Raw genomic sequence first — 13,481 nt, 5'->3', positions numbered from 1 at the left:
CGAAGCTGCCAATTTGCAGGCGGTTTGCACGGGCGGGAACAGACATGAGGGTGTGTCATGCCGAAACGTGACTCTGCAAAGACCTCCAAAAGCGTGGCGGCCGACAGTCTTGTGCCGGAGGCGATGGAGAAGGACGCCAAGTTCGTCTCGACCATCGGCCGGGCATTCGAGATCCTGCGCGCCTTCAAGCCCGGCGGCGGCCCCCTGGGCAACGCGGAACTGTCGGCGGCGACGCAGATCCCCAAGGCGACCGTGTCGCGCCTGACGCATACGCTGACCGCGCTGGGCTATCTCAACCACATCGAGTCCTCGGGCAAGTATGAACCCAGCGCCTCGATCCTGGCGCTGGGCTATTGCGTGCTGACCAACACCCGCATCCGCCAGCTTGCGCGGGACGACATGCAGCTTCTGGCCAATCATGCCGGGGCCACTGTCGGCCTGGCCAGCCGCGACCGGTTGTCGATGATCTATGTCTCGATGGTCAACGGCTCGCCCCTGCGGACCATGCGCCACGATGTCGGCACGCGGGTCGAGATCGAGACCTCGGCCATCGGGCGCGCCTTCCTGGCCGGGATTACCGATGAGGAACGCGCCTTTTTCTACCAGCATTTCGAACGTCGCCACGGCGATGCCTGGCCGGACCTGAAGGCCCGGATCGAGGAGAGCCTGGCCCAGGTGCGCGAGCGGGGCTTCTGTTTCGTCGACGGCGAATGGCAAAAGGACACGCGGGCGGTGGCTGCTCCGATCGTATCGCCGGACTCCAGTACCGTGATGGCGATCAACTGCGTGGCGCCCTCGTTCCAGATCGACGCCGAGGTGTTTGAAAAGGACATCGGTCCACGCCTTGCGCACATGTGCACGGGTCTGACGCCGATGATGGGCGCCTGACGCGCCTGCCTTTCCCTCGCCCCCTGGAATGGGGGGCGGCCCGCCCGTTCCTCCGGCGGGCCTTTTTCATTTGCGGATGTGCCGAATCGTGTCTCCGGCCCCGCTGTTCCGGCGTGGGGACAGCCCGGGATCAGTAAATAGTGGGCGAGGCATCGGAATCTGAGAGCCAACTTTAGCCTGTTGTCAAAGAACATCATGGGTGTTGTGTGGCGCATTCCACTTACTGGAGTCTCAGAGCAGAAAACTGGTCTGTATGTTTCGATCATATCTTGATGTGCTGTATGGATGAGGCACACATGCCCGATTATTCGATGACGGACGATGCGCTTGCCAAATTGCCGGCCGTCTTTGCGCCAGACCTGTTCAAGGGGCAGGTTGTCCTGATGTCGGGGGGAGGCACCGGGATCGGCAAGGCGACCGCCGCGCTCTATGCCCGGCTGGGCGCCGACCTGGCGATCTGTGGCCGTGATGGTGACCGGCTGTAGGAGGCGGTGACCTTCTCGCGCCGCTTTGGCACCAAGGTCACATCCCATGCCATGACGATCCGTGATCCCGAACAGGTCGACAAGTCGTTCGACGATGTCTACGCCGCGTATGGCAAGCTGGACATCCTGGTCAACAACGCGGGCGGTCAGTTCGCACAGCCGGCAATGGACATTTCGCCCAAGGGCTGGCGCGCGGTTGTCGACATCAACCTGAACGGCACCTTCCACATGATGCAGGCCGCCGCCCGCCGTTGGCGCGATACAGGCGCTCCGGGGAACATCGTCGACGTCGTCGCGGTTGTCTGGCGCGGGCTGCCGCAGGTGTCGCATACCTGTGCGGCGAGGGCGGGGCAGATCTACCTGTCCAAGACGGTCGCCACCGAATGGGCGCCCTACAAGATCCGCGTCAACTGTGTCGCGCCCGGCACGATCGCCACGGATGCCTTCAACTACGACTCGTCCCAGGGCCAGGCCAGCTTTTACCAGGCCAATCCGATGAAGAGCGCGGGCGACGCGCAGGACATCGCGGAGTCGATCCTCTAACTCACGGCGCCCTCGGGGAAATACATCGATGGCGAGGTGATCGTCGTTGACGGCGGGCAGCAGAACTGGGGCGATCCCTTTTTTCCCGACGCCCGGAGTACTTCGAATTCGACCACGAGGCCGCCCGGTACCACGACCCGAGCTGACCGCCACGACACGCTAGACAGAGGAGGAGATGGCGGTGCCCATAGACCCGACGGTAATCCCTGAAACGATTGCGAAATACCGCGCGGCGGGTGCCTGGAGCGACCAGTCGCTTCTGTCCGCCTTCACGGCGGCAGTGAAATCCACGCCGGAGAAGACCGCGACGGTGGATACGGATGGCAGTCGGCGCAGCTACGCCGAGGTCGAGCGCGCTGGCCGGCAGCCTGTCGGCCCGGGGCGTAAGCGCCGGCGACGTGATCTCGGTCCAACTGCCCAACTGCGGCGAACTGTTGATCGTGCACATCGCCGCGCTCAAGCTGGGGGCGGTGGCGAACCCGCTGCTGACCAACTACCGCGCCAAGGAACTGTCCTAAATCCTGGGGTTTGCCGGGACCATGGCGGTCATCATTCCCGACCAGTATCGCCGTCAGGACTATGTCGAGATGTTCGAGGGCCTGCGCGCGGATCTGCCCGCGCTGGAGGTGATCGCGGTCGTCGGCGATACACGTGGCCCGGCAGAGGGCAAGGTGGCCCTTTCCGAGCTGCACGGCAGCGATCTGCCCGCTCCGCCCAACGACTGCAACGCGGAGACCCTGCTGGCCTTCACCTCGGGGACCGAGTCAAAGCCCAAGGGCGTGGTGCACAGCGAAAACACCATGCTGTATGGCACCCATGCCATGCGCGACCTGATCGGACTGACCTCGGATGACGTGATCTGGGGGCCGTCGCCTCTCAGCCACGGCACCGGCTTTCAGTGGGGGCTGCGCATGGCGGTGACGCTGGGCGCGACGCTGGTCATCCAGGACATCTGGGACCCGTCGAGGCGATCCGCATGACCTGTCGAGTTTCCGCATCTTCGACTGCGCCGGTGCGGCGATCCCGGAAAACTGGGCCAGAGCTTCTGCGAAAAAACCGGCTGCATGCTGATCGGCATGTGGCGCTGGGGTACTTCAACGATCCCGAACGCGCGAGCGAGACGTTCCGCGAGGATGGCTGGCTGTTCTCGGGCGACCGGGCGACCATCGACGAGCAGGGATATGTCAAGCTGATCGGCCGCAAGAAAGAGATCGTCAACCGCGGCGGGCTCAAGATCAGCGTGCGCGAGGTCGAGGAAATGCTGCTGGCGTATGGGGCCTTCAGCATGGTGGCGCTGGTGGCCGTGCCGGATCCCCGGTTGGGCGAAAAGGGATGTCTGTTTGTCTGGCGCCCGGGCCAATCCAGTTCGCTGGCCGACGTGGTGGGCTATCTCGAATCCCGGGGTGTGGCGAAATACAAGCTGTCGGAATTCCCGATGACCGCCAGCGGCAAGATCCAGAAGGTCCAGCTGCGCGACGAATTCCTTGCCGGCAAACACGCGGATGCGACCGATGGCCGGTTCGCCGTCCCCAAGTTCCAGAAACAGGAGTCCCGACATGCGGATCGGTTTGTTTATCCCGTCGTCCAATTCCACCCAGGAGCCGGAGTTCTACACCTCGCTGCCCTAAGGCTGCAGCCTGCCCGTGACGCGCCTGACGCTGGAGAACATCGAGGAAAACTCGACCCTGCGCATCGTCGAGGAAATCGAGGAAGGCGCCCGCAAGCTGAGCCATGCGGTCAACGCCCGCAGCGCCAAGTTCATCGAGGACAACGGCTTTGAGGTGCTGGACCGGAAGGCCATCGGCATCGTGGCCAACCGCGAGGTGGGCCGCCTGGACGCCTCTACCGCGCTGGACCTGGGCGCCGAGATCTACCGCTCCGACGCGGATGCGATCATGCAGGCCTGCGGCAACTGGAAGAGCTTTCCGATCAACGAAGAGCTGGAAGCCAGGACCGGCACGCCGGTGTTGACCACCAACCAGGTCAGCCCCTGGCATGTCGCCAGGATGCTTGGCGTGCCGCCGGTGAACGGCCTGGGCCAGTTGCTGGCGGGCAAGACCCCTGCCTGAGACGGACAAGCGGCGCCCGGATGGGTCCGGGCGCCCGACTGACAAGAGGAAGTGAACATGCGCGACGCAGTCATCTGTGAACCGATCCGGACGCCCGTGGGGGGCTACGGGGGCACCCTGCACCGAGATGCTGGCCGCGCTAGGCCTGTCCAGGGTCAGCGTCGTCACGCCCTCCGGCGCGCGGCAGGTCCTGGGGCTTGAGGACATCGGCACCGCGGCCCGGCGGCGGGATCAGCATGTCTGAGGTGCTGTCGATCAAGGACTTCCGGCGCGCGCAGGGGATGCGCGCCATCGGCTCTGCCATCGTGACGGCGGAAACAGAAGGCGGGCCGGCGGGGTTCCTTGCCTTCTCCGCCACGCATCTGACCGCCAGCCCGTCGATCATGAGCGTGGCCGTCATGCCGACGACCTCGTCGCTGGGGGTGATCCGCAAGGCTGGCGCTTTCGCGATCAACTACCTGGCAGAGCAGGGTGGGCAGGCCATTCTAGACCGTTTCGCGGGGGGCGACGCCCCCAAAGGCGCGGCCCGGTTCGACGGGTTGGAGCTGGGCCGCATGGCGACCGGCGCGCCGATCCTGCCGGGCAACCTGGGCGCGATAGACTGCCGCCTGGAACAGGAGCAGGAGGCCTTTGGCACCTTGCTGCTGTTCGGCCTGATCGAGGCCGTGACCCAGGACACCGCGCAACGGTCTCTGGTGCATTTCGCCGGTGGGACGAGCACGTTGAGCAAGACCTGACAAACCGCTGGCGCGGTCAGATCCGCGCCAGCACCTCCTGCAACAGGCGTTCGGCGGCGCGCGACAGCTTGCGGCTGCCGTCGCGCAGGACGAAATAGGGCGGCACGACGATCGAGCGGCGCAGTTGCAACGCCGTCAGGCTGGCTCCGATGTCTGAATGCACCAGCAATTCCTTGACCTCGTTCGACTGCGGCACGATGGCCTGAACGCGCGCCACCTGCGCCAGGGCCACCAACAGGGACGAACTGTTTAGCACCCGTGGCGGGATCGCAACCCCGGCGGTGTGAAAGGCGGCCTCGACGGATTCGCGGATCGGCATGCCGCGTTCCTGCATCACCCAGGGGTAGCCGGTCAGTTCCGACACCTCGACGTCCTGGCGTGACGCCAGCGGATGCGTGTCGTGCACCAGCAGGGCGACGACCTCGGTCCTTGCGGGGTGGACGCGGAACAACCGGCTGTCGTGGCCGGGCGGAATGCGACCCAGCACAAAATCGTACCGTCCTTCCTCAAGGTCGCGGATCAGCACCCGAGAGGGCGCCACGTCGACGCTGATTTCCAGGTCGGGGCTGTCCTGCTGCACCGCCTGCACGGCGGGCATCAGGACGCCCACCGCCGGACCGGTGACCGATCCAACCCGGACCTCGCCCAGGTCTCCGGACTGGATGTGGCGCAACTCGTCCTCCAGCGTGCGCACCTCGGCCAGGATCACCCGGGCGTGGCGGACAAAGACCTCTCCGGCCTGCGACATGACCATGCCCTTGGGGTGGCGAACAAACAGCGGGCTGCCGATGTTGGTCTCGATCTCGGCCAGGATGCGCGAGGCGGCGGGCTGCGAGATCGCAACCGCCTGTGCGGCCAGTTGCAACTGCTGCGTCTCGGCGATCTTCAGGACCAGGTCCAAGTGCGCGGGTTTGATCCGGCGGGCGATGTCCATCGCGGGAGCCTCATATCGTTCTTGATATGCAGATCATCATAATCGGAATTTTACAGGTATACAGCCCCGTCTTACGGTCACGCCCGGATCCACTGGGTCCGAAACACAGATCAGGCGTCGCCGCAGGAGGGCGCGCGCCGACCTTGGGAGGCTACCAATGAACATGAAACTTCTGCTCGCTTCGGCGGCAGTGGCGCTGTCCAGCTATGGCGCCGTGGCCGAAACCGTTGGCATCGCGATGCCGACCAAATCCTCGTCGCGCTGGATCTCTGACGGCGAGTCGATGGTCGAACAGTTCAAGGCCGCAGGCTATGATACGATCCTGCAGTACGCCGAGGACGATATTCCCAACCAGCTGGCGCAGATCGAGAACATGATCACCAACGGCGTCGACGTGTTGGTGATCGCCGCCATCGACGGCACAACCCTGTCGAGCGCGCTGGAAAACGCCTATTACGCCGACATCCAGGTCATCGCCTATGACCGCCTGATCCGCGATAGCGAATACGTCAGCTATTACGCCACCTTCGACAACTTCAAGGTCGGCGTGCAGCAGGCCTCCAGCCTTGTCGCCGGCCTCGAAGAGCGTTTCGGCGACGGCCCCTACAATGTCGAGCTGTTCGGCGGCTCGCCCGACGACAACAACGCCTATTTCTTCTACGATGGCGCCATGTCGGTGCTGCAGCCGCTGATCGACGACGGCACCATCAACATCGTCTCCGGCCAGATGGGCATGGACACGGTCGGCACCCTGCGCTGGGACGGCGCGGTGGCGCAGGCGCGCATGGATAACCTGCTGTCGGCGCATTACACCGATGCCCGCGTGCATGGCGTGCTGTCGCCCTACGACGGTCTGTCCATCGGCATCATCTCGTCGCTCAAGGGCGTGGGCTATGGTTCGGGCGACCTGGACATGCCGATCGTCACCGGCCAGGACGCCGAGATCCGCTCGGTCAAGTCGATGCTGGCGGGCGAGCAGTATTCGACCGTCTTCAAGGACACCCGCGAACTGGCGCGCGTGACCGTCGGCATGGTCGAGGCCCTGCTGAAAGGCGGCGAGCCGGAGATCAACGACACCACCACCTATGACAATGGCGTCAAGGTCGTGCCCTCCTACCTGCTGGAACCGGTCTCGGTCGACCTGTCCAACTGGGAAGACGTGATCATCGGCTCCGGCTACTACACGATGGACCAGGTCCAGTAACCGGTTACTCCCGGGGCCCGTCCGGCGTTACGGCGGCGGGCGGGCCTTGGCAACCACCAGAAAATTGGGGAGTGGGGATGACGGCGCTTCTGGAAATGCGCGGGATCACCAAGGAGTTTCCTGGGGTCAAGGCGCTGGACACGGTCAACCTGACGGTGAAGGAAGGCGAGATTCACGCGCTGGTCGGGGAAAACGGCGCGGGCAAGTCGACCCTGATGAAAGTCCTGTCCGGGGTCTATCCGGCGGGCAGCTACGACGGCGAAATTCACTATGACGGCGCGCTGGCAGAGTTCGGCAACATCTCGGACTCCGAGGCGAAGGGCGTCATCATTATCCACCAGGAACTGGCGCTTGTGCCGCTTCTGTCGATCGCGGAAAACCTGTTCCTGGGCAACGAACGCGCACGCGGCGGCATCATCAACTGGCGCGAGACCAACCGGCGCACCGAGGACCTGTTGCGCAAGGTCGGCCTCAAGGAACCGCCCAGCACGCTGGTCGACAAGCTGGGCGTGGGCAAGCAGCAGTTGGTCGAGATCGCCAAGGCGCTGTCCAAGGAAGTGCGCCTGCTGATCCTGGACGAGCCGACGGCGGCGCTGTCGGAAAGCGACAGCCAGGCGCTGCTGGACCTAATGCTGGAACTCAAGCAGCAGGGCGTCACGCAGATCATCATCAGTCACAAGCTGAACGAGGTGCGCCGCGTCGCGGACTCTGTGACGGTGATCCGGGACGGCACCACCGTCTCCACGATGGACGCCAGGACCCAGGAAATCACCGAGGACAACATCGTGCGCGACATGGTGGGCCGCGACATGGCGCACCGCTACCCGGCGCGCGAACGCCGCGCGGGCGAAGTGCTGATGGAGGTCAAGGACTGGAACGTCTGGCACCCGCTGCACGCCGACCGTCAGGTGATCGAGGACATCAACCTGGCCGTCCGCGCCGGCGAGGTCGTGGGCATCGCGGGCCTGATGGGGGCCGGGCGCACCGAACTCGCCATGAGCATCTTTGGCCGCTCTTACGGGCGCAATATTTCCGGCAGCGTCGAGATCAGCGGCAAGCCGGTCGACGTCAGCACCGTCAGCAAGGCGATCGAGGCAGGGCTGGCCTATGTCACCGAGGACCGCAAGTCGCTGGGCCTGATCCTCGAGGAAACCATCCAGCGCAACATCACGATGGCCAACCTCGAAGAGGTGGCGCGCGGCCAGGTGCTGAACGAAAGCGCCGAGACCCGCGTGGCCGAGGAGTACCGCAAGGCGCTGAACATCCGCACGCCGGGTGTCTTCCAGCGGGTGATGAACCTCTCGGGCGGCAACCAGCAGAAGGTTGTCCTGTCGAAATGGCTGTTCGCCAAGCCCGAGGTGCTGATCCTGGACGAACCCACGCGCGGCATCGACGTCGGCGCCAAGTTCGAGATCTACGGGATCATCAACGACCTCTCCGCGCAGGGGAAGGGCGTGATCATGATCTCCTCCGAAATGCCCGAACTCCTGGGCATGTGTGACCGCATCTACGTAATGAACGAGGGCGCATTCGTCGGCGAACTGAGTGCCGAGGACGCCAGCCAGGAGCGCATCATGTCGCTCATCGTGACCGAATAAGGGAGCCTGTAATGGACTTTGCAGAGCACGGGGCCGAGGCGCCCGAAAAGCAGGGGATCGGCGAATACCTCGTCCGCCACCTGCGCGAATACGGGCTGCTGTTCGCGCTGATCGCGATCATGGCCTTTTTCCAGATCGTCACCGAGGGCACGCTGCTGAAGCCGGTGAACGTCACCAACCTGCTGTTGCAGAACAGCTATATCGTCATCATGGCGCTGGGCATGCTGATCGTCATCGTCTCGGGCAACATCGACCTGTCGGTCGGGTCCGTGATGGGGTTCGTCGGCGCCCTGGCCGCCGTCATGATCGTGGAATGGGAAATGTCCACGGCCGTCACCATGATCACCTGCCTTGTCGCCGGTGGCCTGATCGGCGCGGCGCAGGGGTACTGGATCGCCTACTGGAAGATCCCTTCCTTCATCGTGACGCTGGCGGGGATGCTGGTGTTCCGGGGCGCGTCGCTGTGGCTGCTCGAAGGTCAGTCGCTTGGCCCGTTCCCGCGCGAATTCCAGATGCTGGCCAACGGTTTCGTGCCGGACATCTTCCCGCAGGGGATCTCGCAGGGCGTTGCCGACCTGCTGGGCCAGCGTCGGGTGAACGTGCTGGCGCTGGGCACCGGCCTCGTGGCTGCCGGGCTGATCGTCTGGATGGAACTCAAGGCGCGCGCCCAGAACAAGGCCTATGGCATGGCCGGCGAACCGCAGGCTTTCTTCCTGGCCCGCATCGGCATCATCGCGGTTGCGCTGATCTTCATCCTGTTCAAGCTGTCGACCTTCCGGGGCCTGCCGAACGTGCTCATCACCATGGGCGTGCTGACGATCATCTATGCCTTCTTCACCGAACGTACGGTCACGGGCCGGCGCATCTATGCGCTGGGCGGCAACGAGAAGGCGGCCAAACTCTCGGGCATCAAGACCGAGCGGCTGACCTTCCTCGCCTTCGTCAACATGGGCGTGCTGGCCGGGATCGCGGGCATGGTCTTTGCGGCGCGCCTGAACTCGGCCACGCCCAAGGCGGGCTTCGCGCTGGAACTCGACGTGATCGCGGCGGTCTTCATCGGCGGGGCCTCGATGTCGGGCGGTGTCGGCAAGATCGTGGGGGCCGTCGTCGGCGCCTTCCTGATGGGCGTGCTGAACAACGGCATGTCGATCATGGGCATCGGCATCGACTACCAGCAGGTGATCAAGGGGCTGGTGCTGCTCGCTGCCGTGATCTTCGACGTCTACAACAAATCGAAACAGGGGTGACGGTGCGCCTTCGGGCGTATCTCCCCAAGGGAAGGAGGCAAGCAGATGGCGTTCCAACCGGCAGAATGGCCCCGCAAACTGCGCAGCCAGGAATGGTACGGTGGCAGCACCAAGGATGTGATCTATCACCGCGGCTGGCTCAAGAACCAGGGCTATCCCGAGGACCTGTTCGACGGGCGCCCGATCATCGGCATCCTGAACACCTGGTCGGAACTGACGCCCTGCAACGGCCACCTGCGCGAACTGGCGGAAAAGGTGAAGGCGGGTATCTGGGAGGCCGGCGGTTTCCCGGTCGAGGTGCCGGTGTTCAGCGCCTCCGAGAACACCTTTCGCCCCACGGCGATGATGTTCCGCAACCTTGCCGCTCTGTCGATCGAGGAACAGATCCGCGGCCAGCCGATGGACGGCTGCGTCCTGATGGTGGGCTGTGACAAGACCACGCCCTCGCTGCTCATGGCCGCCGCCTCCTGCGATCTGCCGTCGATCGTCGTCACCGGCGGGCCGATGCTGAACGGCTGGTTCCAGGGTGAACGCGTCGGCGCGGGCACGCACCTCTGGCGGTTCTCCGAGGCGGTGAAGGCCGGGGAGATGACGCAAGACGAGTTCCTTGAGGCCGAGGCGGCCGTCACGCGTTCCTCCGGCACCTGCAACACGATGGGCACGGCGTCCAGCATGGCGTCGATGTGCGAGGCGCTGGGCATGGCCCTGTCCGGCAACGCCGCGATCCCGGCGGTGGACTCGCGCCGCCGCGTCATGGCGCAGTTGACGGGCCGTCGCATCGTGCAGATGGTCAAGGACGATCTGAAACCCTCGGACGTGCTGACCCGCGAAGCGTTCGAAAACGCGATCCGCACCAATGGCGCCGTTGGCGGGTCCACCAACACGGTGGTGCACCTGCTGGCCATTGCGGGCCGCGTCGGCGTGGACATTACCCTGGACGACTGGGACCGCTGCGGACGAGACATCGCCACGATCCTCAATCTTCAGCCCTCGGGTGAATACCTGATGGAAGAGTTCTTCTATGCGGGTGGCCTGCCTGTCGTTCTGAAACGGTTGGGCGAGGGCGGCAAGCTGCACAAGGACGCGCTGACCGTCTCCGGCAGCACGATCTGGGACGAGGTCAAGGAGGCGAAGAACTGGAACGAGGATGTGATCCTGCCGGTCGACAAGCCGCTGACCGACCAGGGCGGAATTGCCGTGTTGAAGGGCAACCTTGCCCCCAAGGGTGCGGTGCTGAAACCCTCTGCCGCCTCGAAACACCTGATGCAGCATCGGGGCAGGGCGGTCGTCTTCGAGGACATCGACGACTACAAGGCCAAGATCAACGACGATGACCTGGACATCGACGAAACCTGCATCATGGTGCTCAAGAACTGTGGGCCCAAGGGCTATCCGGGCATGTCCGAGGTCGGCAACATGGGCCTGCCGCCCAAGGTGCTGAAAAAGGGCATCAAGGACATGATCCGCATTTCCGATGCGCGCATGTCCGGCACCGCCTACGGCACCGTGATCCTGCACACCTCGCCCGAGGCGGCGGCGGGCGGACCGCTGGCCGTGGTGAAAAACGGCGACATGATCGAGGTCGACGTGCCCGCGCGGCGTGTGCACCTGGATGTGTCCGACGAGGAATTGCAGGCGCGCCTGTCGGACTGGACCCCGACCCATGAACGCCCCGAAAGCGGCTATGCCTGGTTGCACCAGCAGCATGTCGAGGGCGCCGACACCGGCGCCGACCTGGATTTTCTCAAGGGGTGCCGCGGCGCCCCGGTCGGAAGGGACTCGCATTGATGGAAATCGCACTTGTAGGAATCGGCAAGATCGCGCTGGATCAGCACGTTCCGGCCATTGCCGCCTCGCCGGACTGGGATCTTGCCGCCACCGTTTCGCGCAAGGGTAGCGTCGACGGGGTCGAGAGCTTTACCGATTTCGCCGAACTGCTGGAGCGGCGCAGCGACATTCGGGTGGTCTCGCTCTGCCTGCCGCCGGTGCCGCGCTTTGACTATGCCGCTGCCGCCATCGCGGCGGGACGGCATGTCATGCTGGAAAAACCCCCCGGCGCCTCGCTGTCGGAATGTCACCGGCTGATCGACATGGCGCAGGCGCAGCGGGTCTCGCTCTATGCCACCTGGCATTCGCGCGAGGCGCCGATGGTGGCTGCGGCCAAGGCCTGGCTGGCGGACAGGACCCTGCGCCGCCTGCAGATCACCTGGAAAGAGGACGTGCGCCGCTGGCATCCCGGCCAGGCCTGGATCTGGGAGCCCGGCGGCCTGGGGGTCTTCGATCCGGGCATCAACGCGCTGTCGATCCTGACCGAGATCCTGCCCGATGCCATCCACCTGACGGACGCCACGCTGGAGGTGCCCGAGAACAAGCAGGGGCCGATCGCGGCCAGTCTGCGCTTTGCCCACCCGGCGGGGGCCGAGGTGGGTGCCGTCTTCGACTGGCGCCAGGACGGTGATCAGATCTGGACCATCGAGGCCGAGACCGACCGGGGCAGGCTGGAACTGCACGACGGTGGCGCCCGCATGGTGATCGACGGCATCGAGCAAAGCGCCGATGGCCCGGCGCTGGCCGGTGAATACCCGCGCCTCTACGCCCGCATGGCACAGCTTGTCGCCTCGGGCGGCAGCGACGTGGATCTCTCGCCCATGCGCCATGTGGCCGATGCCTTCCTGCTGGGCCGACGAGAGACCGTCGCCCCCTTCCACGAATAAGCGCCTGCGCGCATCCGATACCTAGAAAGGACCCGCCATGAAAACGCCGCTGACCGGCATTCTTCCTGTTGCCCCCACGCCCTTCCATGATGACGGCCGCGTCGACGAAGAGGGGATGCGCCGTGTTCTGGACTGCATCATCGACCAGGGGGTTGATGCGATCTGCATCCTCGCCAACTACTCGGAACAGTTCGTGCTGTCGGACGAGGAACGCGCCACGCTGATGCGGATCAGCCTGGAACATGTCGCGGGCCGGGTGCCGGTGATCGTCACGATCAGCCATTTCAGCACCGGCATCGTGGTCGACCGGGCCAAGGCCGCGCAGGCCCTGGGCGCGTCTATGGTCATGATGATGCCACCCTATCACGGTGTCGGGCTGGTCCCCTCCGAGGCCGGGATCTATGAGCAGTTCCGGGCGGTCTCCGACGCGATCTCGATCCCGATCATGGTGCAGGACGCCCCGCTGTCGGGCTGTCAGATGTCTGTGCCGCTTCTGGCACGCATGGCGCGCGAGCTGGAAAACGTCAGCTATTTCAAGATGGAAATGCCCTTTGCCGCCGACAAGCTGGCGGCGCTCATCGAGGCCGGGGGCAAGGACATCATCGGTCCCTTCGATGGTGAAGAGGCGGTGACACTGCTGGCCGATCTCGACGCCGGATGCACCGGCACCATGACCTCGGGCCTGCAGTGCGAGTATATCGGCGTCATCATCCGCAGCTATCTTGCCGGTGACAAGGACGCGGCCCTTGCGCAGTGGACGAAGTGCCTGCCCCTCATCAATCACGAAAACCGCCAGTGCGGGCTGCGCGCCTGCAAGGTGGTGATGAAAGAGGGCGGCGTGATCGGATCCGATCACGTCCGCCATCCGTTGCAACCCATGACCCCGCGCACGCGGGAGCGCCTGTTGCAACTCGCAGGCGACCTGGACCTCATCGCCCTGAAATGGGGCAAGTAAAGGAGTTCTCGACATGCTCGACAAATCCACCTTCACGCCGCACGGCCGTCACCTGATCGCAGGGGAGTGGGTCTCTGGCGAGACGACCTTCACCTCTGAGCCGGCGC

At 64.7% G+C, this 13,481-nt stretch carries 13 protein-coding genes and 1 pseudogene; 13 read left to right on the top strand and 1 reads right to left on the bottom strand.

Annotated features, from left to right (window positions below; genetic code table 11):
* Nucleotides 1-57 precede the first annotated feature (57 nt).
* The 7 genes and pseudogenes from BLQ71_RS08355 to BLQ71_RS08325 all read left to right on the top strand — a co-directional run bounded on the left by BLQ71_RS08355 (nt 58) and on the right by BLQ71_RS08325 (nt 4,722).
* Nucleotides 58-888: an IclR family transcriptional regulator gene (locus tag BLQ71_RS08355; protein WP_083242369.1), complete on the top strand. Its 831-nt coding sequence runs from the start codon at nt 58-60 to the stop codon at nt 886-888.
* A gap of 296 nt (nt 889-1,184) precedes the next feature.
* On the top strand, nt 1,185-1,373 hold the full coding sequence (locus BLQ71_RS26780; protein WP_229754831.1) for a hypothetical protein: 189 nt from the start codon (nt 1,185-1,187) through the stop codon (nt 1,371-1,373).
* A gap of 6 nt (nt 1,374-1,379) precedes the next feature.
* Entirely contained in the window at nt 1,380-1,916 is a 537-nt protein-coding gene (locus tag BLQ71_RS26775; RefSeq protein ID WP_229754830.1) for an SDR family oxidoreductase, read from the top strand.
* A gap of 320 nt (nt 1,917-2,236) precedes the next feature.
* A pseudogene (locus tag BLQ71_RS08340) lies at nt 2,237-2,896 on the top strand (AMP-binding protein).
* A complete protein-coding gene (locus BLQ71_RS08335) occupies nt 2,893-3,696 on the top strand; it encodes a class I adenylate-forming enzyme family protein (RefSeq protein WP_083342192.1) in 804 nt (267 codons plus the stop codon). Before BLQ71_RS08340 ends, BLQ71_RS08335 begins: the two are co-directional and overlap by 4 nt.
* Before the next feature lies 1 nt (nt 3,697).
* Complete coding sequence (locus BLQ71_RS26770) at nt 3,698-3,985, top strand: aspartate racemase/maleate isomerase family protein (protein WP_074621374.1); 288 nt, start codon at nt 3,698-3,700, stop codon at nt 3,983-3,985.
* Between the two features lie 236 nt (nt 3,986-4,221).
* Nucleotides 4,222-4,722, top strand: a complete 501-nt coding sequence (locus BLQ71_RS08325; protein WP_074621373.1) for a flavin reductase family protein — start codon at nt 4,222-4,224, stop codon at nt 4,720-4,722.
* Nucleotides 4,723-4,738: 16 nt separating this feature from the next.
* On the opposite strand, the gene BLQ71_RS08320 is transcribed toward BLQ71_RS08325, so the two are convergent.
* Nucleotides 4,739-5,656 carry a LysR substrate-binding domain-containing protein gene (locus BLQ71_RS08320; RefSeq protein ID WP_074621372.1) on the bottom strand — a complete coding sequence of 306 codons (918 nt, stop codon included), beginning with the start codon at nt 5,654-5,656 and terminating at the stop codon, nt 4,739-4,741.
* A 157-nt stretch (nt 5,657-5,813) separates the two neighbouring features.
* Between BLQ71_RS08320 and chvE the strand changes: the two genes are divergently transcribed.
* The 6 genes from chvE (at nt 5,814) to BLQ71_RS08290 (ending at nt 13,374) form a co-directional block, all read left to right on the top strand.
* Nucleotides 5,814-6,860, top strand: a complete 1,047-nt coding sequence (chvE, locus tag BLQ71_RS08315) for a multiple monosaccharide ABC transporter substrate-binding protein (RefSeq protein ID WP_043144352.1) — start codon at nt 5,814-5,816, stop codon at nt 6,858-6,860.
* A 77-nt stretch (nt 6,861-6,937) separates the two neighbouring features.
* Nucleotides 6,938-8,458, top strand: coding sequence for a multiple monosaccharide ABC transporter ATP-binding protein (mmsA, locus tag BLQ71_RS08310; RefSeq protein ID WP_069210156.1), 1,521 nt, complete (start codon nt 6,938-6,940; stop codon nt 8,456-8,458).
* 11 nt (nt 8,459-8,469) lie between these two features.
* Nucleotides 8,470-9,705, top strand: coding sequence for a multiple monosaccharide ABC transporter permease (mmsB, locus tag BLQ71_RS08305; protein ID WP_043144354.1), 1,236 nt, complete (start codon nt 8,470-8,472; stop codon nt 9,703-9,705).
* A gap of 45 nt (nt 9,706-9,750) precedes the next feature.
* Nucleotides 9,751-11,493, top strand: a complete 1,743-nt coding sequence (gene araD, locus BLQ71_RS08300) for an L-arabinonate dehydratase (RefSeq protein WP_074621371.1) — start codon at nt 9,751-9,753, stop codon at nt 11,491-11,493.
* On the top strand, nt 11,493-12,419 hold the full coding sequence (locus tag BLQ71_RS08295) for a Gfo/Idh/MocA family protein (protein ID WP_074621370.1): 927 nt from the start codon (nt 11,493-11,495) through the stop codon (nt 12,417-12,419). The genes araD and BLQ71_RS08295 overlap by 1 nt, the downstream gene beginning before the upstream one ends.
* 37 nt (nt 12,420-12,456) lie before the next feature.
* Entirely contained in the window at nt 12,457-13,374 is a 918-nt protein-coding gene (locus BLQ71_RS08290) for a dihydrodipicolinate synthase family protein (protein ID WP_074621369.1), read from the top strand.
* Nucleotides 13,375-13,481: the final 107 nt, after the last annotated feature.

The sequence above is a fragment of the Antarctobacter albus genome, from assembly GCF_900101505.1.
GTDB lineage: Bacteria > Pseudomonadota > Alphaproteobacteria > Rhodobacterales > Rhodobacteraceae > Antarctobacter > Antarctobacter albus.
This window is presented reverse-complemented; position numbering and strand designations above follow the sequence as displayed.

What these genes read in the sequence shown, in the direction of transcription:
- BLQ71_RS08355 (WP_083242369.1), top strand. Translation starts at nt 58, where the DNA reads ATGCCGAAACGTGACTCTGCAAAGACCTCCAAAAGCGTGGCGGCCGAC.
- BLQ71_RS26780 (WP_229754831.1), top strand. Translation starts at nt 1,185, where the DNA reads ATGCCCGATTATTCGATGACGGACGATGCGCTTGCCAAATTGCCGGCC.
- BLQ71_RS08335 (WP_083342192.1), top strand. Translation starts at nt 2,893, where the DNA reads ATGACCTGTCGAGTTTCCGCATCTTCGACTGCGCCGGTGCGGCGATCC.
- BLQ71_RS08325 (WP_074621373.1), top strand. Translation starts at nt 4,222, where the DNA reads ATGTCTGAGGTGCTGTCGATCAAGGACTTCCGGCGCGCGCAGGGGATG.
- BLQ71_RS08320 (WP_074621372.1), bottom strand. Translation starts at nt 5,656, where the DNA reads ATGGACATCGCCCGCCGGATCAAACCCGCGCACTTGGACCTGGTCCTG.
- chvE (WP_043144352.1), top strand. Translation starts at nt 5,814, where the DNA reads ATGAACATGAAACTTCTGCTCGCTTCGGCGGCAGTGGCGCTGTCCAGC.
- mmsA (WP_069210156.1), top strand. Translation starts at nt 6,938, where the DNA reads ATGACGGCGCTTCTGGAAATGCGCGGGATCACCAAGGAGTTTCCTGGG.
- mmsB (WP_043144354.1), top strand. Translation starts at nt 8,470, where the DNA reads ATGGACTTTGCAGAGCACGGGGCCGAGGCGCCCGAAAAGCAGGGGATC.
- araD (WP_074621371.1), top strand. Translation starts at nt 9,751, where the DNA reads ATGGCGTTCCAACCGGCAGAATGGCCCCGCAAACTGCGCAGCCAGGAA.
- BLQ71_RS08295 (WP_074621370.1), top strand. Translation starts at nt 11,493, where the DNA reads ATGGAAATCGCACTTGTAGGAATCGGCAAGATCGCGCTGGATCAGCAC.
- BLQ71_RS08290 (WP_074621369.1), top strand. Translation starts at nt 12,457, where the DNA reads ATGAAAACGCCGCTGACCGGCATTCTTCCTGTTGCCCCCACGCCCTTC.